Raw genomic sequence first — 22,972 nt, forward strand, 5'->3', positions numbered from 1 at the left:
TTCACTACAAAAAAATAAAATAGTTGCCCTTCTGCTTTATTATAGTAGTTGAACATTTGTGGCTGGATCCATTGTGATTCAGCCCTTTTCTTTTTGTTCAATGAGCCTTCAGTTACTTACGTTTTTGCAATCAGTTTGATTAAAAACCCTTTCACATGTTATAAGTATAAAAGAAGAAAATGAATTATTTTTTTATATATTATTAATGATAGTTAAATGAGAGGAATTTGATGATGATAGATAATTTTTGGCGTGAGTTACCACGACCATTTTTTGTACTTGCACCGATGGAAGATGTCACAGATGTTGTGTTCCGCCATGTCATTAGTGAAGCGGCAAGACCAGATGTATTCTTTACGGAGTTTACCAATTCAGAAAGTTATTGTCACCCAGACGGTAGAAAAAGTGTACGTGGACGTTTAACGTTTACCGAGGATGAACAACCAATGGTTGCGCATATTTGGGGAGACAAGCCTGAGCACTTTCGCGAAATGAGTATTGGTATGGCAGAGCAAGGATTCAAAGGTGTTGACCTTAACATGGGTTGCCCTGTACCGAATGTAGCAGAGCATGGAAAAGGTAGTGGACTTATATGTCGACCAGAAAAGGCAGCAGAATTAATTGAAGCAGCTAAAGCAGGAGGATTGCCGGTCAGTGTGAAAACGAGACTTGGTTATGCAGACTTGGATGAGTGGAAAGATTGGTTAACACATATTCTAAAGCAAGATATTGCGAACCTGTCTATCCATTTGCGTACAAGAGATGAGATGAGTAAAGTGGATGCGCATTGGGAGTTAATCCCTGAAATTAAGCAGCTTCGTGATGAAGTGGCACCAGATACACTTTTGACGATTAATGGAGACATTCTTGATCGCCAAATGGGATTAGAATTAGTTGAGAAATATGGTGTAGATGGTGTTATGATTGGACGTGGTGTGTTTAAAAATCCATTCGCCTTTGAAAAGGAGAAAAAAGAACATAGCGGGAAAGAATTGCTTGATCTTTTACGACATCATTTGGATTTACATGATAAATACGCAGAGTTGGAATTACGCAAATACACGGCATTACATCGCTTCTTTAAAATATATGTGCGTGGATTCCGTGGAGCTGGTGGCTTAAGAAACCATTTAATGAATACGAAATCGACAGATGAAGCACGCAAGATGCTTGATGAGTTTGAGGCAAATAATGCTGACGAATTTGAATAAAATGAAGAGAGCCCTTCGAAGATTAGCTGGCAGACTAATTTTTGAGGGGTTTTTTTAATGTTAGTCATCAACTGTTTACATAAACATATATATGGATTATTTTTGGTCAAAAAAGTGATATACTTGTTCTAATAGTGAGCTTTTGAAAATATTTATCCATATCCAATGTAAGTATTTGTTTATCTAAATGAAAGCGATTAATAATATATTGGAGGTTATAAAAATGTCTGAGTGTATCAAAAAAGAAGTGACAATCACCCATAGTGAAAGAACGATATATGGTGTATCTTACATGCCTGAACAAGTAGAAGAAAGTCCGATTGTTATTTTTAGTCACGGTTTTAATGGCACAAATAAAGATTTTATTATGAACGCTGAATATCTAGCCTCGAAAGGTATTGGAGCTTTTTGTTTTGATTTTTGCGGTGGCTCTAACTTTTCCAAAAGTGATCTTAAAACAACAGAGATGACAATTTTTACTGAAAAAGAAGATCTTGTTGCTATTATAGAGACAATTAGTGATTGGGAGACAGTGGATGAGGATAGTATCTTTTTGTTTGGTGGAAGTCAAGGAGGACTAGTATCCGCATTAGCTGCAGCTGATTACAATGAGAAGATAAAAGGTCTATTGTTGCTATTTCCAGCCTTTAATATACCGGATAACTGGAATGAAAAATTCCCAACATTAGCTAGTATCCCTGAGACGTGGGAAGTATGGGACGTAACACTAGGAAAACCATTCTTTGCATCCATTCATAACTTTGATCCATTCGAGCACATTGGAAAATATGATAAGAACGTATGGATCTTCCATGGTGATGAAGATGAGGTTGTCCCGATGGAATATGGAAAGAGAGCATCCAAGCTTTATCCGAGAGCAGAACTAGAAGTGTTTAATGGAGAGGGGCATGGCTTTTCAGATGATGGTAATTTAAAGGTAGTGGAGCGTGCCTATCAGTTTGTACTCGCGAATAAGTGATTAAGATATTTGGAGTAACGGCAAGATAGTCTGTTTTCCCTTCTTATGCTAGAATAATAGCAACTTAAGAAGAATAGGTGATAGACATGCATATTCGTGAGATAATGGAAAAAGATAATCAGACAATGGAGCAAATTATTAAGCAATCACTAGAATCCTTTTCTTTAAACATTCCTGGTACCGCTTATTTTGATCCGCAATTAGGCAAGTTAGCCCAATTTTATCAAGAAGAGCCAAAGGCAAAGTACTGGGTTGCAGTTAATAGTGCTGATCAAGTTGTTGGTGGAGTAGGTATAGGTCCATTTGGCGATGATGAGAATGTTTGTGAATTACAAAAGCTATACATTAGTCCAGAAGCACAAGGAAAAGGATTATCGAAGCAATTAATGACAGTTGCATTAGATTTTGCTAAAACTCATTATACATATTGTTATTTAGAAACATTTAAACGATTGGAAGCAGCCAATCATCTCTATAATATGTTTGGTTTTGAAGAGCTTAGTCAACCGCTGGAAGGTACAGAGCATAACGCCTGTGATAGCTGGTATATCAAGCAATTATCAGTAGGAGTCTAGAGCTCTCGCTGATGGAAGGTTCGCTGTATCGAAAGAAAATGATTACATTTTTTCTTCTAATGGTATATGATTAATTATCTGTACAAATAGTATAACTAAATCTAATGCAAATGAGGGTAAAGAATGAATGAAACAACTTTTGAAGAATATCAATTAAGTCATGAAATAAAGAAAGCATTGGATGTATTAAAATATCACAAACCAACGAAGGTACAAGCGGAAGTCATTCCTAAAGTGCTAGAGCAGCAAGATTTGATCGTAAAATCTCAAACTGGTAGCGGAAAGACAGCTGCGTTTGCTATACCTATTAGTGAGCATATTACATGGGAAGAAAATAAAGCCCAAGCATTAGTATTAACGCCTACAAGAGAGTTAGCTGCTCAAGTCCGAGAAGATTTTACCAATATCGGAAGGTTCAAGCGAATCAAAGCGTTAGCCTTATATGGTAAAGAACCATTTGCATTTCAAAAAGATGAATTAAAACAAAAAACACATGTAGTGGTAGGTACACCAGGACGAGTAATGGATCATATTGAAAAAGGGACACTAGACTTAGAGAAGATCAAGTATCTAGTGATAGATGAAGCAGATGAGATGCTAAAAATGGGCTTTTTAGATGAAGTTGCGGCCATTATAGAGCAAGTACCAACAAATAGAGTAACCATGTTATATTCTGCGACATTACCGAAAGTAATTGAAGACCTCTGTCATCAATATATGCAATCTCCTGAAAAAGTAGAGATGAGTACAGAAGTTACGACAAACAATATTGAGCATCACTTAATAGAAGTGAAAACATCAGAGAAGTTGTCCTTATTGCAAGATGTGACTGTCATCGAAAATCCTGATAGTTGTATCATTTTTTGTAATACACAAGACAAAGTTCATGATGTATGGACTACGTTACAACAAGCAGGTTATTCAATTGAACAGCTACATGGTGGACTTGAACAAGAAAAGCGCTTTTCAGTAATGGAAGGCTTTAAGTCGGGAGAATTTCGTTATCTAGTAGCAACAGATGTAGCAGCAAGAGGAATTGACGTGGATAGTGTGTCACTTGTTATTAATGTCGATGTTCCAACCGAAAAAGAAAGCTATGTACACAGAACAGGACGAACGGGCCGTGCTGGTAATAAAGGGAAAGCAATCACTTTTGTCGATCATTTTGAACAGAAGTATATACAATCAATTGAAAAGTATATTGGTTTCGAACTTCAGCAGCAAGAAGCACCGACAGAGGAAGCTGTTACGGAGGCTAAAGCGCCATTCGAAGAAAAAATGGCTGAACGCCGTATTGTGAAAAATAACAAAACAGCTAGAATCAATCAAGATATTATGAAGCTACACTTTAATGCGGGCAAAAAGAAGAAAATTCGAGCGGTAGATTTAGTTGGTACGATTTCTAATATCCCACATGTAACGGCAGATGATATTGGGATTATTACGATAAAAGATAATTGGTCCTATGTAGATATTCTAAATGGTAAAGGCTCTTTAGTATTAGAAGCAATGGAACATACGAAAGTGAAAGGGAAGAAGTTAAAGGTTAGTAAGGCGAAGAAATAGTAAAAAGGAAAGTGTGATTGCCACACTTTCCTTTTTCATTTATGCCGATTATTTTTCTAATAATTTAAGTGATTCACGGTTAAATGCAGGAAGGTCATCAGGAGTTCTACTTGTTACTAAGTTGTTATCTACTACAACTTCCTCATCCTTCACTGTTGCACCAGCGTTTTCTAAATCTTTACGAACAGACACAAAGCTTGTCAATTCACGATCTTTTAGAAGATCTGTTTCTACAAGGAATTGTGGTCCGTGGCAAATAGTGAATACTGGTTTATCTTCTTGTAAGAATGTTTTTGCAAATTCACCATTTTTCGGGTTAATACGCAAAAGATCTGGAGAGAATCCGCCAGGAATTAATAGCGCATCATAGTCATTTGCATCTACATCTGCAATACCTTTGTCTGCTTTGATTTTATCACCATTTTTACCGTTGATTTCTTTGCTTGCTTCATCGCTAATGATTTCAACAGTGTGTCCTGCTTCTTCGTATGCTTTTACAGGATCAGTTAATTCGATTTCCTCTACCATATCTGTTACTAGAGCAGCAATTTTCTTACCCATGTTAACTCATCCTTTCGATATCAAATTTCACTTCCATCATAAAGAATTGCATCTGAAATGTAAAGCAGACTGCTTTGTTCATATAATAGTCAGATTTAATCCCTATATCTAGTATATAACACATATTCAGATTCTATATCGTGTGCTATAATATGTAGGTTGTGCATAAAAGCAGGATTCAATCAGTGGAAATCGTGATAAACGAACTTATTTCAATTATATATACGTTTTACAAAGGAGTTATATCAAATGGGAAGCTTTTACGAGGAATGTTTACAAAAGTTGAAAAAGACAGAAGGAGATGGATGGAGAATGATTACAATTGATGGAGTAGTAGGTGTAGGAAAAACGACATTAATGGATATTATGGTGAATGAGCTTGGCTATACACCGTTTGAGGAGCCTGTTGTTAATAATCCGATCTTGGATAAATTTTATTATGATAGAGAACGTTATAGCTTCCCATTACAAGTATTTTTCCTAAATGAACGTTTTAAACATATTAAAAATGCTAGTGAACTTGATCGTGCGATATTAGATCGTTCTATTTATGGTGATGTTATTTTTGCTAAAATGCTAAAAGATAATAGTGAAATGTCTGAAGAAGAATTTCATATCTATTTAGATCTATTCGAAAATATGATTGAACACTGTCAGCCACCAGCACTAATGATTTATTTAGAGATTTCTACAGAAGAGGCTATTAAGAGAATTAATAAACGTGGTCGCAGCTATGAAATGGATACAGAAAATGCGTATTGGGAAAGGTTAAACAAAGAATACCGCGCATACTTTGACGCATATCAAGCTTCACCAGTATTAAAAATTAATGTAGATAATCTAGATTTTGAGAACAACCCAGAAGATCGCGAATACGTGATTTCTCTCATTAAAAAAGAATTACAAACATTAAATCTGTAAAAAGATAGGAAGAAATCATCTCAAAGACATAACTCAGAGAAAAAGGAAATCTAGGTCGTTGAGAAGCTGTCTCCAAAACATAATTAAGCTAAAACATATTATTATTAGTATCACTAACCATGTATTACTAATGTTAGTATGTTTTTTTATAATGTGTGTACATAGACAGAGAGAGGAAATAAATATGAAAAACAATAAAACAATTTATTTTTTATTATTGTTCGTTCCACTATTTTGGGGAGGGGCTTTTGGAGCGGCACAGCACGTGATTACAGAAATTTCACCGCTTGTTGCAGCCACATTAAGGTTTGGTACGGCTGGTCTGATTTTGCTTATCATTATATTGATTCGTAGGGAATGGAACTGGTCTATATTAAAAGAGCGATGGCTTGGCTTGTTGATTATGGCGTTAACAGGGATTTTTAGTTATAATGCGTTCTTTTTCATTGCTTTACATTATACTAGTTCTGTTAATGGTTCGTTAATTATGGCAACCTCACCTGTATTTATTACATTAGGGGCCATTTTATTTTTACATGAAGCATGGAATAAACGAACAGGAATAGGACTTATTCTATCATTATCCGGTGTTTGTTTAGTTATTTTACAAGGAGCAAACTTTTCCTTTAATAAAGGAGACCTCCTATTTATTCTAGCATTGCTAAGTTGGGTGATTCATGGTCTAGTTGGAAAAGTAGTGATGAAAGGCATATCACCGTTGTTTACGACGACTGTTACGACGTTAGTTGGTACAGTATTCTTAGCGATAGGCTCTTTCTTTGATGGAGAGTGGCAGGCAGTGTTGTCTATGTCACATCAAGCATGGGGTGAGATGCTCTATATGATTATTTTTGCGACCGTAATTGGTTTCTTCTTATGGAATGAAGGGATTCATCGAATTGGTGCAAGCAAAGCAAGTATTTATATGAACCTTGTTCCGATTAACGCTTCTATTATCGCTGTCCTCTTATATGATGAGATGCTAACCTGGCAACAAATTGTTGGAATGGTCATGGTTATTATCGGGGTATTAGTTGTGAACAGTAAAAAAAGAAGTCGGTGAAGGTTAGATAAATCAATCGTGAAAAAATAGCTTATATACATCACCCCCCACTTCAAGGTTCAGGTGAAAACGAGGAAGTTAAGCGGGGGATAAACGGACGCTAATTCCCACTGATTGAAGTCTCACTTTATTATCAAATATTTGGTATAATAATGGATATTATTAGCTTAACTATTTCTGTTGCTATATAAAAAGAGGAGGGTGAGAAATGAGATATACATATAGTCTTGATGATATTTCAGCGGATATGTTAGAAGGTTTTTTTGTAGGTTGGCCAAATAAACCTAGTATGGCAACACACTTAAAGCTTTTACAAAGTAGTAGTCATATAGTGCTTGCGTTAGATGACAAGAAACAGAAAGTGGTAGGATTTATCACAGCGATAAGTGATGGTATACTATCTGCTTATATTCCATTTTTAGAAGTATTACCTGATTATCAGAATAACGGAATTGGTAAAGTATTAGTAGAAAAAATGTTTAAGGAATTAGAGGATCTATATATGATCGACCTATGTTGTGATGATGCTTTAGTACCCTATTATGAAAAAATCGGTATGAACAAAGTGAATGGAATGAGTATCCGTCATTATCAGCATCAATCAGGAGAAGCGCATACTTAATGATAGGTGAACACTTATTACTTTAGCCCAGTAGCAAAAATGTAGAAAACCCAAAACCAGTGGTAGGTTTTGGGTTTTCTTACAATGCAAATGTCCATAATACCCCATTTATACAGTCACACCACTCATTAATCCTATATAAATACTTACAACCGCAAGTCCTGTCATCACAAGTGAGATATAGGGTGATAACTTTTGGAGAAAGCTATAAAGGATACAACCTAAAAATAGTAGGCCAACTGCTAAAAATAATACACTTAATCCGTTAAATGCAAAGATTACATTTGTCCCTGCAGGAACGGAAGCGAATGTTTGGAATAAAATAGACGATTCACCTTGCACGAGTGTTTGTGCGATATTATGTGGTGGCTCTTGTTCGGTCATAATTGCTGTTACCGCAAGTACTACTAGAATAATCACACTTTCAGCACGCCACCAGCTACGAGGTGAATATTGCACATCTTCCTTTACTCTTTTTCGCACTAGTACACTATTAATAAAGGCGAAAAAGAGAATTGGAATAAATAATAAGCATTTTACTAATAACGCTTGTCCATACGGTAATGTCCACGAAGCAACAAGATCCTCATTCAGAAAATAGCTCATAAACATACCAGATAAAGCTAAAATACTGACACATCCGATCGCAAACGGTGTGAACCAGCCGAGAAACGCTTGCCAGTTGTTATCATTTTTAGAAAACCAGCTTGTAATGAATAGCACACCCATCCATGCAGTTACCGCTATATAATGAAATAGATGTGCAAGAGCTCCGGGATAACTTCCCATATTAGCAGCGTGTCCAACAACTGTTTGTGTCACTAACATACCAAATGCTAAAAGCAAACCAATTCCATAAAGAAGTGGTAATACCTTTTTCTCTCGTAACACAACGAAAAGAATCAAAAAGATAATCGCTAAAATAGCTAATGCAACCCAGGCATGTCCATTAGCGATGTGCAAAATGACATGACCGGTGGTTGCTAAAAACGATTCTTCTCGATACGGATTTAATGTTATTGCTAAATCTAATAATGACAAAAAAGAAAGAACAGGAATAAGTGTAATGGCAAGTGCGACGATTTTTTTGGGCATCGTAATGCTCGTTTTTTTATCTTCAGGAATAAGGCCGAGAATACAAGCACCCATCACCACCGCAAAACAAATATATAAAAGGCCATTACTTACCTGCGCAATCATTTTTTGTTTTTCCTCATCATCACAACTGCAAGAATAGCTACAATAACAAGAATGATAGCAATGACGATAATCATCGTAGAGTTATTACTTTCCTCTGTATCTTCTACAACTTCATTTGCATCTGATTCTACTTGATCAGCTTCTTCTTCAATAGGATCCTCAGTTACCTCTTGCTCATCTGTTGCTTCTTCTGGAGTAGCTTCCTCTGAAACTAAGAATTGATAAGCCAATTCTTGCTCCATTACATGTCCGTCCTCACTGACGATACTGAAAAACAGTGTATATGCACCGTCTTCCATTTCTTCAGGTAATGTTACAATGATAGTATCAGCAGAATCATGTGAAAAGTCTGGTTGTAGTACTTCATCGTTCTCTCCTGTTAACGTTACCTCGTTGACATCTTGTACCGTTGAATCAAACGTCAATGTAATAGCTTCTGTATTTTCATCTAAGACCGAATTTTCCTCCGGATTTGAAGTTTCTAAGTGTGTATGTGCACTAATTGCTGTTGGTAAAGCAATCAGTAAAACGATAATTAACAATAATGCTCGTTTAAACATGTTCATTCATCCTCTCATTTTATATATACTATACCTTATTTATATCAAAGCTACACCTAAATGGCTATGGATAAATTTCGACAAAAGTATGACGAAAGTATGACAATTCATGTAATCCGAACTATTTGTATAAATACTTCCATTTGAGAAAAAATAGTTTTGTCATCCTTTCTGCGACAAAGTTAGTTTTCAAGTATCTTGAAGATAGGATATCTCTGTTCTATCATAAGAAGGTAAAGGAAATCCGTTCATTTTAGAGGTTTTTCGACATAGAATGAGGGGTAGTGAAACATAACAAGATGTGTGTAGGAAACATCTCAAAATATATGTGAAGAAAGGGAGAGAGACATGGCACAATCCAAAGTAAAAGTGAAAGTCCAACAATTTGGTAACTTCCTTAGCTCAATGGTGCTACCAAATATCGGTGCATTTATTGCATGGGGACTTATTACAGCTTTATTTATTGCAGATGGTTTTATTCCAAATGAAAACCTAGCGAAGTTAGTTGATCCAATGGTAACTTACTTGCTTCCATTGTTGATCGGTTACACAGGAGGTAAATTAATCCATGATCAACGTGGTGGTGTCGTTGGTGCAATTGCTACAATGGGGGTTATTGTAGGTGCGCCAGAAACACCAATGTTTTTAGGTGCAATGATTATGGGGCCACTTGGTGGTTATGTCATTAAAAAGTTTGATCAACTAATCGAAGGGAAAATTAAATCTGGCTTTGAAATGCTAGTAAATAACTTCTCGGCTGGTATTCTTGGTGGTTTACTTGCGATCATATCATTTTTAGGTGTTGGTCCAGCAGTAAATGCTTTTACACAAGTACTTGTAGTAGGGGTAGACTGGTTAGTTGATAAAGGACTATTACCATTAACAAGTATCTTTATTGAACCAGGGAAAATCTTATTTTTAAATAACGCAATTAATCATGGTATTCTATCACCGATTGGTATTGAGCAAGCAAATAGTATGGGACAATCTGTTCTTCTTTTATTAGAAGCAAACCCGGGACCAGGTCTTGGTGTACTTCTAGCGTTTATGTTATTAGGAAAAGGTACTGCCAAACAATCAGCACCAGGGGCAGCAATTATTCATTTCTTTGGTGGGATTCACGAGATCTATTTCCCATATGTATTAATGCGTCCAATGTTAATTCTTGCTGTTATTTTAGGTGGAATGAGTGGTGTCTTAACATTAGTTCTATTAGGTGGAGGATTAACTGCTCCAGCATCACCAGGTAGTATTCTTTCTATCCTTGCTCTTACACCAGGTAAAGTAAGTGTTTATATTGCGAATATTGCTGCGGTAATTGTAGCAACAGCTGTTTCCTTTATTGTCGCAAGCTTTGTATTAAAATCAGGAAAACAAACTGAGGAAGATATTGAAGAAGCAACACAAAAAATGCAAGAAATGAAAGGGAAGAAAAGCTCTGTAGCTGGAGCACTTCAATCTAATGATGGATCACTTCCAGATAAAGTAGATAAAATCGTCTTTGCATGTGATGCAGGAATGGGTTCAAGTGCAATGGGTGCTTCTTTATTACGTAAGAAAGTAAAAGCAGCTGATTTAGATGTGTATGTTACAAATACAGCGATTAGTAATTTACCTAATGATGCACAAGTAGTTATTACGCAAGAGGAATTAACCCCTCGTGCAAAAGATAAATTACCTAGTGCTTACCACATTTCAGTCGATAACTTCTTATCAAGCCCTGAATATGATAAGCTAATCGATAGCTTACAAAATGGTGTATCAGAGGAATTAACAGAGGTAGTCGAAGAAACAGAAGAAGAAGTAGCAGCTGTAGATCATAGTAATGATGACGATGATTTATTAAAAGAAGAAAATGTCTTCCTTAACCAAGAATTTGCTACGAAAGAAGAAGCAATCCGTTTTGCTGGTGAAGTATTAGTGAAATCTGGTTATGTAGAAGATAGTTATGTGGATGCAATGATTGAGCGTGACAATATGACATCAACATATATGGGGAACAATGTTGCGATTCCACATGGTACAGAAGCAGCGAAAAAAGCAGTGCTTCGTTCAGGATTTACCGTTATTCAAGTACCGAATGGCGTTGATTTTGATGGACAAGAAGCAAAATTAATCTTCGGTATCGCTGGTAAAGACGGTACGCATTTAGAGATTCTTTCTAGTATTGCCGTTATATGTGCGGAAGAAGAAAACATTGAAAAAATGGTACAAGCAAAAACAGCGAAAGAATTATTAGCTATAATCAATAGTCAGTAATATGGAACAAGAGTAGAAAGACGGTAGATGACTGTCTTTCTACTCTGTTATATGCTGTATATAAGATAAAAATAGAAATGAGTGGCTAGAATGTTTATAACGTCCAGAGAAAAATCAATTATTGATTTAGTAATGAAGACGTCAGGTAAGCACACACCACATTCACTTGCTAGCTATCTCCATGTAAGTGTGAGAACTATTCAGCGTGATTTAAAGGCTGTAGAAAATATTTTAACAACCTTTGATTTACAATTGAAGAGGACTACCGATGATGGATTAATAATTGATGGAAAAGATGAGCAAATATTTAAGCTGATTCAACAGCTATATCAAGTACATCCGACAGATGAAACACCAGAAGAAAAGAAGCTACAATTACTGGTTACACTTTTACATGAAGGTTCATTTTTTAAAACACAAGTTCTAGCAAAAGAGCTTGGTGTTAGTGTAACAACGCTTAGTTCTTATTTAAATGACCTAACAGATTGGTTGCATAGATTTTCTGTTGACTTGACACGTAAACGTGGTGTTGGCATCCATTTAAGCGGAAATGAAGCAAACATGCGCAAAGCATTAGCTACATATTTATTGTTTCATTTTCATGAAGAACTACTAGAAAGTCTTTATTTATTGCAAAAAAATAATCAAATAGATACTCCTGTACTGGGATATTTTTCAGCTGCTAATTTAACGGTGATTGATGAGAGGGTCCACCACTTGTTTGATAGAGGACAAACACGTTTAGCAGATAATGATTACCTAGGGTTAGTAGTCCATATCGCGATAACGATTCAGCGAGTAGAGAACGGTTTTGTACTAGAGGACTCAATCGAGAAACAAACAGAATCAACCCAAGCCTTTCAATTGATTGATCAATTATGTGAAGAATTGAAGACAACATTATCAATACCTTTAACGAATAAAGATGTGCACTACTTAGCCGTTATTTTAAAAGGATCCAAGCTGCAAAATTCAGAGACTGTCGATTATGACAGTATTATGCTTTCGCAAATTATTAAAAATATCATTCAAGATGTGGCAAGTCAGCTCAATGTTGATTTATCAAGAGACTTTTCTTTGTTTCAAGGATTACTCGCCCATATGGAGCCTGCTATCTTTAGAATACAGCATCAGATGGGGTTATTTAATCCATTATCAGATCAAATTAATAAAAAATATCCGATGTTATTTATGGCTGTACGAAACAGTTTAGATAAAGAGTTACCAGATATTGATTTCTCTGACGATGAAATTGCCTTTATTGTACTTCATTTTGGCTCGGCATTGCTAATGAACGAAGAAAAAACAACGATTCATGCTGTGATTGTTTGTCCAACTGGGATAGGTACTTCGAAAATGTTAGCAAGTCGCATTCAGAAAGAGTTTACCGAAATTAATTCAGTGGAAATTAAATCAATAAAGGAAATAGAAAAATCAAATTTAAATCGATTTGATATCGTCATTTCGACTGTTCGTCTACCATTTGATGATTTGCATTATATATTAGTCTCACCACTTTTAAGTGATGAAGACATTCAAATGATTCGAAGCTTTTTACAGAGTAATATTCAACAATTAACGAATCATACGGCATATACTTCTAACGCTAACAAAGCTAGTAATCAAAAAAGGTCCAGTCTACGAGATGTGTTGCAGGAAATGAAAGATGTTCAAAAAAGTATAGAGGCAATCATGGATCATTTTCGCCTCCATCGCAAGCAAGCTGACACATACCAACAAGTGTTGCAGCAAATGTTAGCTGAATTGGAGTGTAAGCAACTGGTTGAAGAGGCGGAACCGATATTAGATAAATTAGCAGCTCGAGAAAAAATGGGTGGTTTAGGAATTCCCCGTACAAATATGGGGCTGTATCATTGTCGACATGAAGGAATAAAAGAGCTTGTCTTTCAAGTATGTCATTTAGAAAAGCCTTGTCTTATTAAAGGGATGGATGGCAAGAATGTAGAGATGAAAAATTTACTTTTAATGCTTTCTCCAGAAAAGCTAAGCATAAAGGAGCAAGAAATACTTAGTTTGATCAGCACAAGTCTAATAGAAGATGACTATGCCATGATGATTTATTCATCTTCTAATGAAGCAATGATACGAGGTAAATTAGAGGATTTGTTCTCCGAATACCTCCAAAATAAATGGATAAAGGAATGATAAGAATGAAACAAACAGTGCATTTTGGTGCAGGAAATATTGGTAGAGGATTTATCGGTGCTCTATTTTCTGAATCAGGTTACCACGTAACATTTGTAGATATTGCAGAGCAAATTATTAATCAATTAAATGAACAAAAGAGCTATCAAGTGAAATTAGCGACAGATCAACAAGAGACAACAACAATTAACCATGTTGCTGGGTTAAACAATATGACACAAGAAAATGAAGTAATCGAAGCAATCACGAATGCAACATACTTAACAACTGCGATTGGACCAAACATTTTACCAAGAATTGCTCCGTTAATGGCACGTGGTATTGCTGAACGAGTATATCAAACAGATGAAAAATTGTATGTCATTGCTTGTGAAAATCAAATTGGGGCAACAGACATTTTAGAGCAGCACATTTTAGACAATTTGGATGAAGATACGAAAGAAAGATTAGCTGGCAGAGTGTACTTCTTTAATTCTGCAGTGGATCGTATTGTACCAATTCAAGAAGATAACGAATCACTTGATGTATTAGTAGAGCCATACTATGAGTGGGTTGTAGAAACAGAAGAAGATATCCCTGTGATAGAAGGAATGACAATTGTTAGTGAATTAGCTCCATTTATCGAACGTAAACTATTTACAGTAAATACAGGACATGCAGTCATTGCATATCTAGGTTACTTAAATGGTAAATCAACTATTGATCAAACATTAGCAGATGAAGCTATTGCACAACAAGTAGAAGCAACACTAAAAGAAACTGGTGACTATCTTGTAAAACAATACGGTTTAAATGAAGAAGATCATTTTAACTACATCAAGAAAATTATTAATCGCTTCAAAAATGCATATTTAAATGATGGGGTGACAAGAGTAGGTCGTGCTCCAATGAGAAAGCTTGGACCAGAAGATCGTTTAGTTCGCCCGGCTACAGAAGCGCAAAAAGCAGGTTTATCTTTCACAAACTTAGCAAAAGCAATTGCTGCTGCATTACTATTTGACCATCAAGAAGACGCAGAAGCAGTAAAAATTCAAGCAATGATTAAAGAAAATGGCATCGCTAAAGTGCTACAAGAAGTAAGTAATTTACCAGAAGATAGCGAAATAACACAAGAAGTTATTAAACAATATGAGTTGTTAAAATAAACGATGCAGAACGGTTCAGCTATACGAAAGCTGGACCGTTTTTTCTTTTGGATTCATTTACTGACACAAAATGAGTGAAATATTGAAAAAAACAGTGAAGTGTTTTACTAATTGAAGTCTTGTTTTCTATATTCTATAATTAATTAGAATGGTAAAATTTGAAAAGGAAGAAGTGATAGTATGCAATCAACTATGTTTACGGGACTACCTATGATGAAAAAACCTTATCTACTTCGCGCAGCAGAAGGAGAGCGCTTTCTTTTTGGGAGCCAAGTGGCCACTTTTATGGCGGATAAAAAAAGTACAGATAATAAATTTGAAATTGTGTTGATTTCAGGTGGAAAAGGAGATTCTTTTCCATTTCATGTTCACGATCAAACGTATGAAGGAATTTTATTACTAGACGGCAAGTTAGAACTCTCTATAGATGAAGAGAGTTATTTGCTTTTACCTGGCGATTATGCCCATATTCCACCTGGAACCATCCATAGTTATCGAATGCAGGGGCATCGAACAAGATTTATATCCTATACAGCAAATGGCGAAACAGCCGGCTTGTATTCAATCATAGGTCAACCATATCGATATGTCGAACGTCCGCCCCATGCTGGTAATGAAGTTCCGCGTGAGAAGTTTATGGAGGCGTCGAATACTATGGATGTTAGATTTCTATGGGAGCGTGAAATGGCAAATGCTAAGTTAGTAGACAATAATAAGCTTCCTGATAGCATAACGCCTTATGTGCTTGAAGCTGGAGAAGGGGAGCGTTTAGTAGCTGGTGATCAACTGCACAGAATTATTACATCTCAAAAAAATACGGATGGTCATTTTATCATTGTTGCTAGTGAAGGTCCAAAAGGAGAAAGGATTAATGATCATTACCACGAACATCATACGGAAACATTTTTCTGTCTAGAAGGGAAGATGACCATGTGGGCTAATGGAGAAGAAATCGAATTATATCCTGGTGATTTTCTCCATGTACCAGAGAATACCGTGCACGCTTATCGCTTTGATTCTCATTATACAAAGATGGTAGGTTTACTAGCAACAGGGCTATTTGAACCATTCTTTCGGGCTTTAGGAGATCCGTATGAATATCATACTTTCCCAAATGAGCCAAACCAATTAAGATTTGATAGAGTTTTAGAAAATATTGACAATCTAGATTTGAAGATTATCGATCAGGAATAAATAGAAATGGTGGGGAGAAACGAGTATGCTCCCCACTTAGAGTACTATCTAAACCTTTTCTGTATGTTTACTCTAGTAATAACTGAAAATCCTTCACAAAAACTGCACTACCTCTAATAGCGATATCAAATGAATGATTACCCCTTGAAACATCTACTATAACCCTGCCATCTTTATTAATCTCCTGTCCTTGTTCAATCAATAGTTGCAGAGAATCTTTAAAATCGGTATTTATATGTGTAGCATAATACGCCCCCATTACTCCTGAAGCAGTGCCTGTAACGGCATCTTCGATAGTCCCTGAAAAGGGAGAAGAGAAGTGTCGTGCGTGCATGTCAGCATCCCTATCATATGTTTCCATACAAAAAGGATGTACAGACACTTTAGGCATTTCTTTTAATACAGATGGGAACTCATTATTGTTAGGTTTCATACGGTTAAAGGCACTCAAGCTTTTAATTGGTACTAATAATGTCCAAGTTCCTGTACTTCCATATAAAATCGGCAGTTCATCATGAAGCTCTATTTCTTCTAGACCTATCGATTTGGCTAAATCCTGTTTTGAACCATTGAACTCTTTAAATTCCGGTGTAGCTTGCTTCATCGTAATGAATGATTCGTCTTTTGCAATAGATTGAATGGTAATCGGTAAAATCCCTGCTTTTGTTTCAATAGTAATACTTGTTTTCCCATCTAGTAAGCCATTTGAATGGAAGGCAAACACCGTAGCCATTGTTGCATGCCCACATAAATTCATTTCATGCCCAGGTGTAAAAAAACGAATTTTTAAATCAGCAATTTCTGATTCGAGAGGAAAAGCAGTTTCATTAAAGCCAACTTGTGAAGCGATATGTTGCATATCTGAATCAGTCAATTTTCCCCCATCGAATACAACACCTGCTGGATTTCCTTTCCCCGGTTCTTTGCTAAATGCATCATAATGGTAAACAGTTATTGATTTCATAAATGGTTGTCCCCCATTGCTTAAATTTTAATAATATAGGCGTCATTGTATACTGATAAACAGAAAAAAAATAGTTGTCTAATGATTATTTTCAGAAAATACAAATTTTTAAGTTAGAATATGATTCGGATTTTGCATGTAACGGAACGGTTCAATAGGATTTTCCGATTGATTTTATGTAGTTAATGACGTCGTATGCGTTTATTGCAATGAAAACTATTCGTTTTTTAATGCGCTTAACCCTCCATAAATTTCAAGCAAGAAATCATAAAATAACTCTTCTGTCGGCAAAAGTTTTCGTTGTGTTGGAAAGATTACTCCGACAGTTCTCGTTACGGTCCGATCTGTGAGAGGAATCATCACAGTTGATACCGGGGTATTATCTACTAATGTCATTTCTGGCATTAATGCTACCCCTAACCCTGCCGATACTAATCCTTTTAGTGCATCAATATCTTTCCCTTCAAATGATATTTTAGGAGAGAATCCTGCTTTACCACATGCTGCAACAACTTGATTGCGAAATACAAATCCCTCTGGTAGCACGACAAAAGGATCCTCGCTTAATTCTTCCAACATAATTGATTTTCTTTTTGCTAATGGATGGTTAAGTGGAACGAGAGCAACGATATTTTCTGTGAATAAAGTGGTACCGTTGATTTTTTCATTGTTTTTATCAGGCATTGGCGCGATCATTGCTAGATTAAAATTGCCGTCAGCAACCCCATCAATGAGGTCATAATAAAGTGCATTACTCATCTCAAACTGGGCTTCTGGATAACGCTTGCGGAAGGCATAAATAATGGATGGTAATGTATGTGCCGCCATACTGATAGGGAAAGCTATACGGACAGTCCCTTTTTTGGGATCTAAGTATTCTTGAACCTCTCTTTTAGCTTCGTCCATTAGATACATCGCTTGATTCATTCTTTCGAAAAAAATCTCTCCTAAAGGCGTCAACTTGACGCTTCTACCTTCACGGATAAATAAGTCTACTCCTAACTCGTTCTCTAGGTTATATATTTGCCGGCTTATAGACGATTGTGCAACATGTAAATGAACGGCAGCATCTGTCATATGCTCTCTTTTCGCTACTTCCATAAAGTATTTAATTTGTCTAATTTCCAAATGGATCACCTCATATGAAATGCGTTAAACGCATTAATATAATCGTTTTTAAATATTGAAGCTATTATACTTAAAATTATAAAATGAAACCACACTAAAAAGAAAGTGTTTTAAGACAATCTATCAATTAATAGGAGCTGACGTGATGAAAACCCTTGAAGAAGTTCAAGATATACAAGAAGAATCGGCTAAGTTATATGTCGAGCAAGTATTTGAAAAAGTAAAGCAGCGTAATCCTAATGAACAAGAATTCCATCAGGCTGTTAAAGAAGTATTAGAATCTTTAATTCCTGTATTAACTAAAAATCCAACCTATATGGAGCAAGCAGTAGTGGAGAGAATAGTAGAACCGGAAAGAATGATTGTTTTCCGTGTGCCGTGGGTAGATGACCAAGGAAAGGCACATGTAAACCGTGGATTCCGTGTTCAGTTTAATAGTGCTATTGGTCCTTATAAAGGTGGTTTACGATTCCATCCTTCTGTTAATGGAAGTATTATTAAGTTCCTTGGTTTTGAACAAATCTTCAAAAATTCCTTAACTGGCCAACCGATTGGTGGAGGTAAAGGTGGAGCAGATTTCGATCCGAAAGGAAAATCTGATAATGAAATTATGCGTTTTTGTCAAAGTTTTATGAAAGAGTTAAGTAAGCATATTGGTCCACATACAGATGTGCCAGCAGGAGATATTGGTGTAGGTGCAAAAGAAATTGGCTATATGTTTGGTGAATACAAAAAAATCCGTGGAACATTTGAAGCGGGTGTTTTAACTGGTAAGGCTATTGGTTATGGTGGTAGTCTCGGCCGTACAGAGGCAACAGGTTATGGAACGGTTTATTTTGTAGACGAAATGCTGAAAGCAAACGGACTAAGTTTTGCGGATGCGAATGTTGTCGTGTCTGGATCAGGGAATGTATCCATATATGCGATGGAAAAGGCGATCGAATTTGGAGCAAAAGTTGTAGCTTGTAGTGATTCAAGTGGTTATATTTATGATGAGAATGGTATAGATCTACAGACAATTAAACAGTTAAAAGAAGTAGATAATAAAAGAATTCATGAGTATGTAGCAATTCATCCAAATGCAACGTTTGTAGAAGATCATACAAAAATTTGGTCAGTAGCTTGTGATATTGCCTTACCATGTGCGACGCAAAATGAGCTTGATAAAACAGCAGCAGAACAATTAGTTGCCAATCAAGTCAAAGCAGTTGGTGAAGGTGCTAATATGCCATCTACATTAGAAGCAATTGATGTATTCCATGAAAATAATGTGTTGTTTGCTCCAGCGAAAGCAGCTAATGCAGGTGGAGTTGCGGTATCCTCATTAGAAATGGCTCAAAACTCTGCAAGGCTTTCTTGGACATTTGAAGAAGTCGATGCGAAGCTACAGGCGATCATGAAAGACATTTACCATAATAGTGTGAAAGCATCTGAGGAATATGGAGTACCAGGAAACCTTGTGGTAGGATCCAATATTGCTGGATTTGTGAAAGTCGCAGATGCAATGATTGCACAAGGTGTTATATAAAGTGAGACGTCAATCAGTGGGTGTTTTACTGATGTTTGCACAATGATGAAAAAACTATTTTTGGTAAAACACTTGAAAAGATTTCCTTGAACGAATAAAATATAAATAACGATAACGAATGGAGGTGGTGGTAAGATGATGAATCAAGCTGTTTTTGCGTACGGTTATTGGACTGAATTTCTTTATTTTAGCCGTGCAAAATTTGCGATTGAAGTTGTTAACGGGATACGTATGCCTTTTTTTAACAACTCAATAGCAAGCTAAAACAGTGAAAACATCTCTTACCCCACAAATATAGAACGGTATGTAAGAAGAGCTTTTTCATGCTCTTCTTTTTTATGTCTATAGAACAAAATCTTTGTATGTTCTATAACAAGTCTAACTTTGAGGCTATGGGAAGATTATGTCTTCTCATAGCCTTTTTTACGTTTAAAGGAGGATGTCTACATGATTGTATGTAGTGTAAATAATATAGCAAAAATGTATGGAGGAAGCTCTATTTTTGAGCATATAACAATGGAAATAAAAGAAAAAGAATGTGTTGGTTTAGTTGGACCAAATGGTAGTGGGAAAACAACTTTGATTCGCTTACTAGCTGGTGTAGAAACACCTGATACAGGACAAATTCATTGGAAAAAAGGAGCGAAAATCGGTTATCTTGAACAAATTCCACAATACGAGGAGAAGATAACGGTTAAAGAAGTATTAAAGACAGCTTTTCACTCTTTGTTACAAATGGAAGAAAAAATGAAAAAGCTAGAAAATAATATGAGTATAGAGAAAAATGCTGATAAGCTAGAAAAATTGATTATAGAATATGGACAGTTGCAAGATCAATTTAGTTTGAGTGGCGGTTATGAAATAGAATCTAGAATAGAGGGAATTGTACGCGGGTTAAATATTTATTCGTTGCTGCAACTACCTTTTGCAAGGCTGAGTGGAGGCGAAAAAACGAAAGTCGGTTTAGGCTTACTGTTATTGCAAAAACCAGACTTATTGCTTTTAGATGAGCCAACGAATCATTTAGATTTAATGGCAGTGGAATGGCTCGGCAATTTCTTAAAGGAATATGATGGGACGGTTCTGATTATTTCGCATGATCGATATTTCCTTGATGAGGTAGTTGGTAAGATTATTGATATGGATAATGGAGAAATTACGACTTATCATACAAACTTTTCTGGTTTTGTGAAGGAAAAAGAAGCAAGACTGTTACGAGAATTTCAGGCCTATGAGGAACAACAGAAAAAAATAAAGAAAATGAAAGAGTCAATTAAACGTTTAAGAGAATGGGCGAATCGGGCAACACCACCAAATGCAGACTTGCACAAACGAGCAAGAAATATGGAGCGAGCATTAGAAAGAATGGAAAAACTAAAAAGGCCGATAATAGAGCGGAAAAAGATGAATCTAAAGATAGATGGAGCAGATCGTAGTGGGAATGATGTACTCACTCTGCAAGAAGTTTCAAAAGCTTTTGACGAAAAACAACTATTCCGTGACATCGATATGCATGTCACTTATGGAGAGCGTGTTGCAGTAATTGGCGAAAATGGTACGGGAAAAACGACGCTAATCAAACTAGTATTGCAACAGCTCGAGCCTGACAAAGGAGAAGTAAAGCTAGGAAGTAATGTGAAAATTGGATATCTATCGCAACATACTTTCTTCAATACGAAAGATGCTACGGTTATCGAGACATTTAGAGATGAGGTAAAAGTGACAGAAGGTGATGCAAGGCATATTCTAGCGCGATTTATGTTTTATGGATATGATGTCTTCAAAAAGGTAGAGCAGCTAAGTGGTGGGGAAAGAATGCGATTAAGATTAGCACAAATGATGTACCAAGACATTAATTTACTCATTCTTGATGAGCCGACAAACCATTTAGATATTGAATCACGTGAAGTATTAGAAGAAGCCTTGGAAAGCTTTCAAGGTACAATTATAGCGGTATCTCATGATCGTTATTTTCTTAATAAGCTTTTTGACGAAGTATATTGGATTGACGAAAAACAACTGTATCATTTTGCTGGAAATTACACATGGGCTAAGCGGAAAATGGCTGAACGAAGGGAAAAAGAAGATGTCACTCCCGTTGTTAAAGAGAAAAAGAAATCAATCAATATAGAAAAGAAGATAAGGATATTAGAAGAAAGCATAATGGAGTTAGACCAACAATTACTTGCAAGTGATGATTGGAATTTGATCCAACAATTATCGGAGGAGAAAGAAGAAAAAGAGAAGCAGTGGAATCAACTATGTGAACAGTTAGATAAGTAATCCGAGAGGGGCTCTTGAAAATGGCCCCTCTCTTCTTCCTAAATTCTATGTTATGATAATAGAAGACAAATTGAAAACGTTTACTAAAAAGGATGATAAGCATGAAACTAAGAGAAGTAAGTGAATATAAGGCCTATTTGTTTGTACATTTTATTCATGAAGACAAGAATAGTCCAGATTTGGAACAGGTGTATTTTTCCGTAAGTAAAGATGGAATCAAGTGGGAAACATTGAATAATAAGCAACCTGTATTACGGTCGAATAGAGGAGAGCGTGGTGTGAGAGATCCATTTTTGATTCGTTCACCGAAAAAAAACAAATTTTTCTTAATAGGCACAGATTTATCGATGTATTATCGCAAGGATTGGGAGGAAGTACAAAAGTCAGGAAGTCAGCATATCACTGTTTGGGAATCAGAAGACCTTGTTCATTGGTCTGATCAACGATTAGTCAAGGTAGGGACAGAAACAGCGGGGTGTGTATGGGCACCTGAAGCTATTTATGATCAAGAAGCAGAGGATTTTTTAGTATTTTGGGCATCGCGTGAAAATTATGGAGCAGATAAACAAAAGATATATTATGCTAAAACAACTGATTTTCAGGGCTTTACCAAGCCAAAATTATATATAGAACGTGATAATGATGTGATTGATACAACGATTATAGAAGAAAATGGGTTTTATTATCGATTTTCTAAGGATGAAACGGTAAAAAGTATAACCGTAGAAGTCTCTGATCATTTATTAGGAGAATTCACGCCGTTAACGACTAATTTATCTTCTATCGTTGGAGTGGAAGGACCAGCTTGTTTTAAATTAATAGGAGAGGATAGATGGTGTTTATTGCTTGACCATTATGCAGTGGAGAAGCGATATATCCCTTATTTTACGGATGATTTGATTGGTGCTCAGTATACAAAGAGTGAACAAGACATGGATATTCCTGTTCACTCCAAGCATGGTGGTGTGCTTCCGATTACAGTAGATGAATACGATGCTTTAGTGCATGCGTATGGAAAAACTAGTGTGTAATAATGATGTATACGGT

General features: G+C 36.1%; 20 protein-coding genes. 15 read left to right on the top strand and 5 right to left on the bottom strand.

Annotated elements, in window-relative coordinates:
• Positions 1–233: 233 nt before the first annotated feature.
• The 4 genes from SH601_RS12635 to SH601_RS12650 all read left to right on the top strand — a co-directional run bounded on the left by SH601_RS12635 (position 234) and on the right by SH601_RS12650 (position 4,331).
• Positions 234–1,211 (top strand): tRNA dihydrouridine synthase, encoded by a 978-nt coding sequence (locus SH601_RS12635; RefSeq protein WP_319958770.1) that lies wholly within the window; start codon positions 234–236, stop codon positions 1,209–1,211.
• A gap of 223 nt (positions 1,212–1,434) precedes the next feature.
• Positions 1,435–2,190, top strand: a complete 756-nt coding sequence (locus tag SH601_RS12640) for an alpha/beta hydrolase family protein (RefSeq protein ID WP_319958683.1) — start codon at positions 1,435–1,437, stop codon at positions 2,188–2,190.
• Positions 2,191–2,276: 86 nt separating this feature from the next.
• A complete protein-coding gene (locus tag SH601_RS12645) occupies positions 2,277–2,765 on the top strand; it encodes a GNAT family N-acetyltransferase (RefSeq protein WP_319958684.1) in 489 nt (162 codons plus the stop codon).
• A gap of 123 nt (positions 2,766–2,888) precedes the next feature.
• The gene (locus SH601_RS12650) at positions 2,889–4,331 is read left to right on the top strand and encodes a DEAD/DEAH box helicase (RefSeq protein ID WP_319958685.1); all 1,443 of its coding nucleotides are present in this window, start codon (positions 2,889–2,891) and stop codon (positions 4,329–4,331) included.
• Positions 4,332–4,379: 48 nt separating this feature from the next.
• Here the strand turns inward: SH601_RS12650 and SH601_RS12655 are convergent, their stop codons facing one another.
• Positions 4,380–4,892, bottom strand: a complete 513-nt coding sequence (locus SH601_RS12655; RefSeq protein WP_319958686.1) for a type 1 glutamine amidotransferase domain-containing protein — start codon at positions 4,890–4,892, stop codon at positions 4,380–4,382.
• A gap of 249 nt (positions 4,893–5,141) precedes the next feature.
• On the opposite strand from SH601_RS12655, the gene SH601_RS12660 reads away from it, so the two are divergent.
• The 3 genes from SH601_RS12660 (at position 5,142) to SH601_RS12670 (ending at position 7,498) form a co-directional block, all read left to right on the top strand.
• On the top strand, positions 5,142–5,813 hold the full coding sequence (locus SH601_RS12660; protein ID WP_319958687.1) for a deoxynucleoside kinase: 672 nt from the start codon (positions 5,142–5,144) through the stop codon (positions 5,811–5,813).
• 184 nt (positions 5,814–5,997) lie between these two features.
• The gene (locus SH601_RS12665) at positions 5,998–6,876 is read left to right on the top strand and encodes a DMT family transporter (RefSeq protein ID WP_319958688.1); all 879 of its coding nucleotides are present in this window, start codon (positions 5,998–6,000) and stop codon (positions 6,874–6,876) included.
• Positions 6,877–7,084: 208 nt separating this feature from the next.
• On the top strand, positions 7,085–7,498 hold the full coding sequence (locus tag SH601_RS12670) for a GNAT family N-acetyltransferase (RefSeq protein ID WP_319958689.1): 414 nt from the start codon (positions 7,085–7,087) through the stop codon (positions 7,496–7,498).
• 108 nt (positions 7,499–7,606) lie between these two features.
• Here SH601_RS12670 and SH601_RS12675 read toward each other — a convergent pair whose 3' ends face one another.
• Both SH601_RS12675 and SH601_RS12680 read right to left on the bottom strand, forming a co-directional pair.
• Positions 7,607–8,698, bottom strand: a complete 1,092-nt coding sequence (locus SH601_RS12675) for a copper resistance D family protein (RefSeq protein WP_319958690.1) — start codon at positions 8,696–8,698, stop codon at positions 7,607–7,609.
• A complete protein-coding gene (locus SH601_RS12680; RefSeq protein ID WP_319958692.1) occupies positions 8,695–9,258 on the bottom strand; it encodes a copper resistance CopC family protein in 564 nt (187 codons plus the stop codon). The genes SH601_RS12675 and SH601_RS12680 overlap by 4 nt, the downstream gene beginning before the upstream one ends.
• Positions 9,259–9,606: 348 nt before the next feature.
• Here SH601_RS12680 and SH601_RS12685 point away from each other — a divergent pair, with 348 nt between their 5' ends.
• From SH601_RS12685 to SH601_RS12700, 4 genes are all read left to right on the top strand, one after another.
• Positions 9,607–11,517, top strand: coding sequence for a PTS mannitol transporter subunit IICBA (locus SH601_RS12685; protein WP_319958693.1), 1,911 nt, complete (start codon positions 9,607–9,609; stop codon positions 11,515–11,517).
• Between the two features lie 90 nt (positions 11,518–11,607).
• The gene (locus tag SH601_RS12690; protein ID WP_319958694.1) at positions 11,608–13,683 is read left to right on the top strand and encodes a BglG family transcription antiterminator; all 2,076 of its coding nucleotides are present in this window, start codon (positions 11,608–11,610) and stop codon (positions 13,681–13,683) included.
• A 5-nt stretch (positions 13,684–13,688) separates the two neighbouring features.
• The gene (locus tag SH601_RS12695; protein WP_319958695.1) at positions 13,689–14,828 is read left to right on the top strand and encodes a mannitol-1-phosphate 5-dehydrogenase; all 1,140 of its coding nucleotides are present in this window, start codon (positions 13,689–13,691) and stop codon (positions 14,826–14,828) included.
• A gap of 180 nt (positions 14,829–15,008) precedes the next feature.
• The gene (locus SH601_RS12700) at positions 15,009–16,022 is read left to right on the top strand and encodes a quercetin 2,3-dioxygenase (RefSeq protein ID WP_319958696.1); all 1,014 of its coding nucleotides are present in this window, start codon (positions 15,009–15,011) and stop codon (positions 16,020–16,022) included.
• A gap of 67 nt (positions 16,023–16,089) precedes the next feature.
• On the opposite strand, the gene SH601_RS12705 is transcribed toward SH601_RS12700, so the two are convergent.
• Together SH601_RS12705 and gltC are read right to left on the bottom strand one after the other, a co-directional pair.
• A complete protein-coding gene (locus SH601_RS12705) occupies positions 16,090–16,986 on the bottom strand; it encodes a PhzF family phenazine biosynthesis protein (protein ID WP_319958697.1) in 897 nt (298 codons plus the stop codon).
• Positions 16,987–17,202: 216 nt separating this feature from the next.
• Positions 17,203–18,114: a glutamate biosynthesis transcriptional regulator GltC gene (gene gltC, locus SH601_RS12710; RefSeq protein ID WP_319958698.1), complete on the bottom strand. Its 912-nt coding sequence runs from the start codon at positions 18,112–18,114 to the stop codon at positions 17,203–17,205.
• Positions 18,115–18,259: 145 nt separating this feature from the next.
• Between gltC and gdhA the strand changes: the two genes are divergently transcribed.
• The 4 genes from gdhA (at position 18,260) to SH601_RS12730 (ending at position 22,956) form a co-directional block, all read left to right on the top strand.
• Positions 18,260–19,642, top strand: a complete 1,383-nt coding sequence (gene gdhA, locus SH601_RS12715) for an NADP-specific glutamate dehydrogenase (protein WP_319958699.1) — start codon at positions 18,260–18,262, stop codon at positions 19,640–19,642.
• A 135-nt stretch (positions 19,643–19,777) separates the two neighbouring features.
• Positions 19,778–19,906 carry an RAxF-45 family protein gene (locus SH601_RS12720; protein ID WP_319958700.1) on the top strand — a complete coding sequence of 43 codons (129 nt, stop codon included), beginning with the start codon at positions 19,778–19,780 and terminating at the stop codon, positions 19,904–19,906.
• A gap of 183 nt (positions 19,907–20,089) precedes the next feature.
• The gene (gene abc-f / locus SH601_RS12725) at positions 20,090–21,925 is read left to right on the top strand and encodes a ribosomal protection-like ABC-F family protein (RefSeq protein WP_319958701.1); all 1,836 of its coding nucleotides are present in this window, start codon (positions 20,090–20,092) and stop codon (positions 21,923–21,925) included.
• A gap of 101 nt (positions 21,926–22,026) precedes the next feature.
• Positions 22,027–22,956: a glycoside hydrolase family 43 protein gene (locus tag SH601_RS12730; RefSeq protein ID WP_319958702.1), complete on the top strand. Its 930-nt coding sequence runs from the start codon at positions 22,027–22,029 to the stop codon at positions 22,954–22,956.
• Positions 22,957–22,972 lie beyond the last annotated feature (16 nt).

It is taken from the genome of Gracilibacillus pellucidus (genome assembly GCF_033949965.1).
Lineage (GTDB): Bacteria > Bacillota > Bacilli > Bacillales > Amphibacillaceae > Gracilibacillus > Gracilibacillus pellucidus.

What these genes read in the sequence shown, in the direction of transcription:
- SH601_RS12635 (WP_319958770.1), top strand. Translation starts at nt 234, where the DNA reads ATGATAGATAATTTTTGGCGTGAGTTACCACGACCATTTTTTGTACTT.
- SH601_RS12640 (WP_319958683.1), top strand. Translation starts at nt 1,435, where the DNA reads ATGTCTGAGTGTATCAAAAAAGAAGTGACAATCACCCATAGTGAAAGA.
- SH601_RS12645 (WP_319958684.1), top strand. Translation starts at nt 2,277, where the DNA reads ATGCATATTCGTGAGATAATGGAAAAAGATAATCAGACAATGGAGCAA.
- SH601_RS12650 (WP_319958685.1), top strand. Translation starts at nt 2,889, where the DNA reads ATGAATGAAACAACTTTTGAAGAATATCAATTAAGTCATGAAATAAAG.
- SH601_RS12655 (WP_319958686.1), bottom strand. Translation starts at nt 4,892, where the DNA reads ATGGGTAAGAAAATTGCTGCTCTAGTAACAGATATGGTAGAGGAAATC.
- SH601_RS12660 (WP_319958687.1), top strand. Translation starts at nt 5,142, where the DNA reads ATGGGAAGCTTTTACGAGGAATGTTTACAAAAGTTGAAAAAGACAGAA.
- SH601_RS12665 (WP_319958688.1), top strand. Translation starts at nt 5,998, where the DNA reads ATGAAAAACAATAAAACAATTTATTTTTTATTATTGTTCGTTCCACTA.
- SH601_RS12670 (WP_319958689.1), top strand. Translation starts at nt 7,085, where the DNA reads ATGAGATATACATATAGTCTTGATGATATTTCAGCGGATATGTTAGAA.
- SH601_RS12675 (WP_319958690.1), bottom strand. Translation starts at nt 8,698, where the DNA reads ATGATTGCGCAGGTAAGTAATGGCCTTTTATATATTTGTTTTGCGGTG.
- SH601_RS12680 (WP_319958692.1), bottom strand. Translation starts at nt 9,258, where the DNA reads ATGTTTAAACGAGCATTATTGTTAATTATCGTTTTACTGATTGCTTTA.
- SH601_RS12685 (WP_319958693.1), top strand. Translation starts at nt 9,607, where the DNA reads ATGGCACAATCCAAAGTAAAAGTGAAAGTCCAACAATTTGGTAACTTC.
- SH601_RS12690 (WP_319958694.1), top strand. Translation starts at nt 11,608, where the DNA reads ATGTTTATAACGTCCAGAGAAAAATCAATTATTGATTTAGTAATGAAG.
- SH601_RS12695 (WP_319958695.1), top strand. Translation starts at nt 13,689, where the DNA reads ATGAAACAAACAGTGCATTTTGGTGCAGGAAATATTGGTAGAGGATTT.
- SH601_RS12700 (WP_319958696.1), top strand. Translation starts at nt 15,009, where the DNA reads ATGCAATCAACTATGTTTACGGGACTACCTATGATGAAAAAACCTTAT.
- SH601_RS12705 (WP_319958697.1), bottom strand. Translation starts at nt 16,986, where the DNA reads ATGAAATCAATAACTGTTTACCATTATGATGCATTTAGCAAAGAACCG.
- gdhA (WP_319958699.1), top strand. Translation starts at nt 18,260, where the DNA reads ATGAAAACCCTTGAAGAAGTTCAAGATATACAAGAAGAATCGGCTAAG.
- SH601_RS12720 (WP_319958700.1), top strand. Translation starts at nt 19,778, where the DNA reads ATGATGAATCAAGCTGTTTTTGCGTACGGTTATTGGACTGAATTTCTT.
- abc-f (WP_319958701.1), top strand. Translation starts at nt 20,090, where the DNA reads ATGATTGTATGTAGTGTAAATAATATAGCAAAAATGTATGGAGGAAGC.
- SH601_RS12730 (WP_319958702.1), top strand. Translation starts at nt 22,027, where the DNA reads ATGAAACTAAGAGAAGTAAGTGAATATAAGGCCTATTTGTTTGTACAT.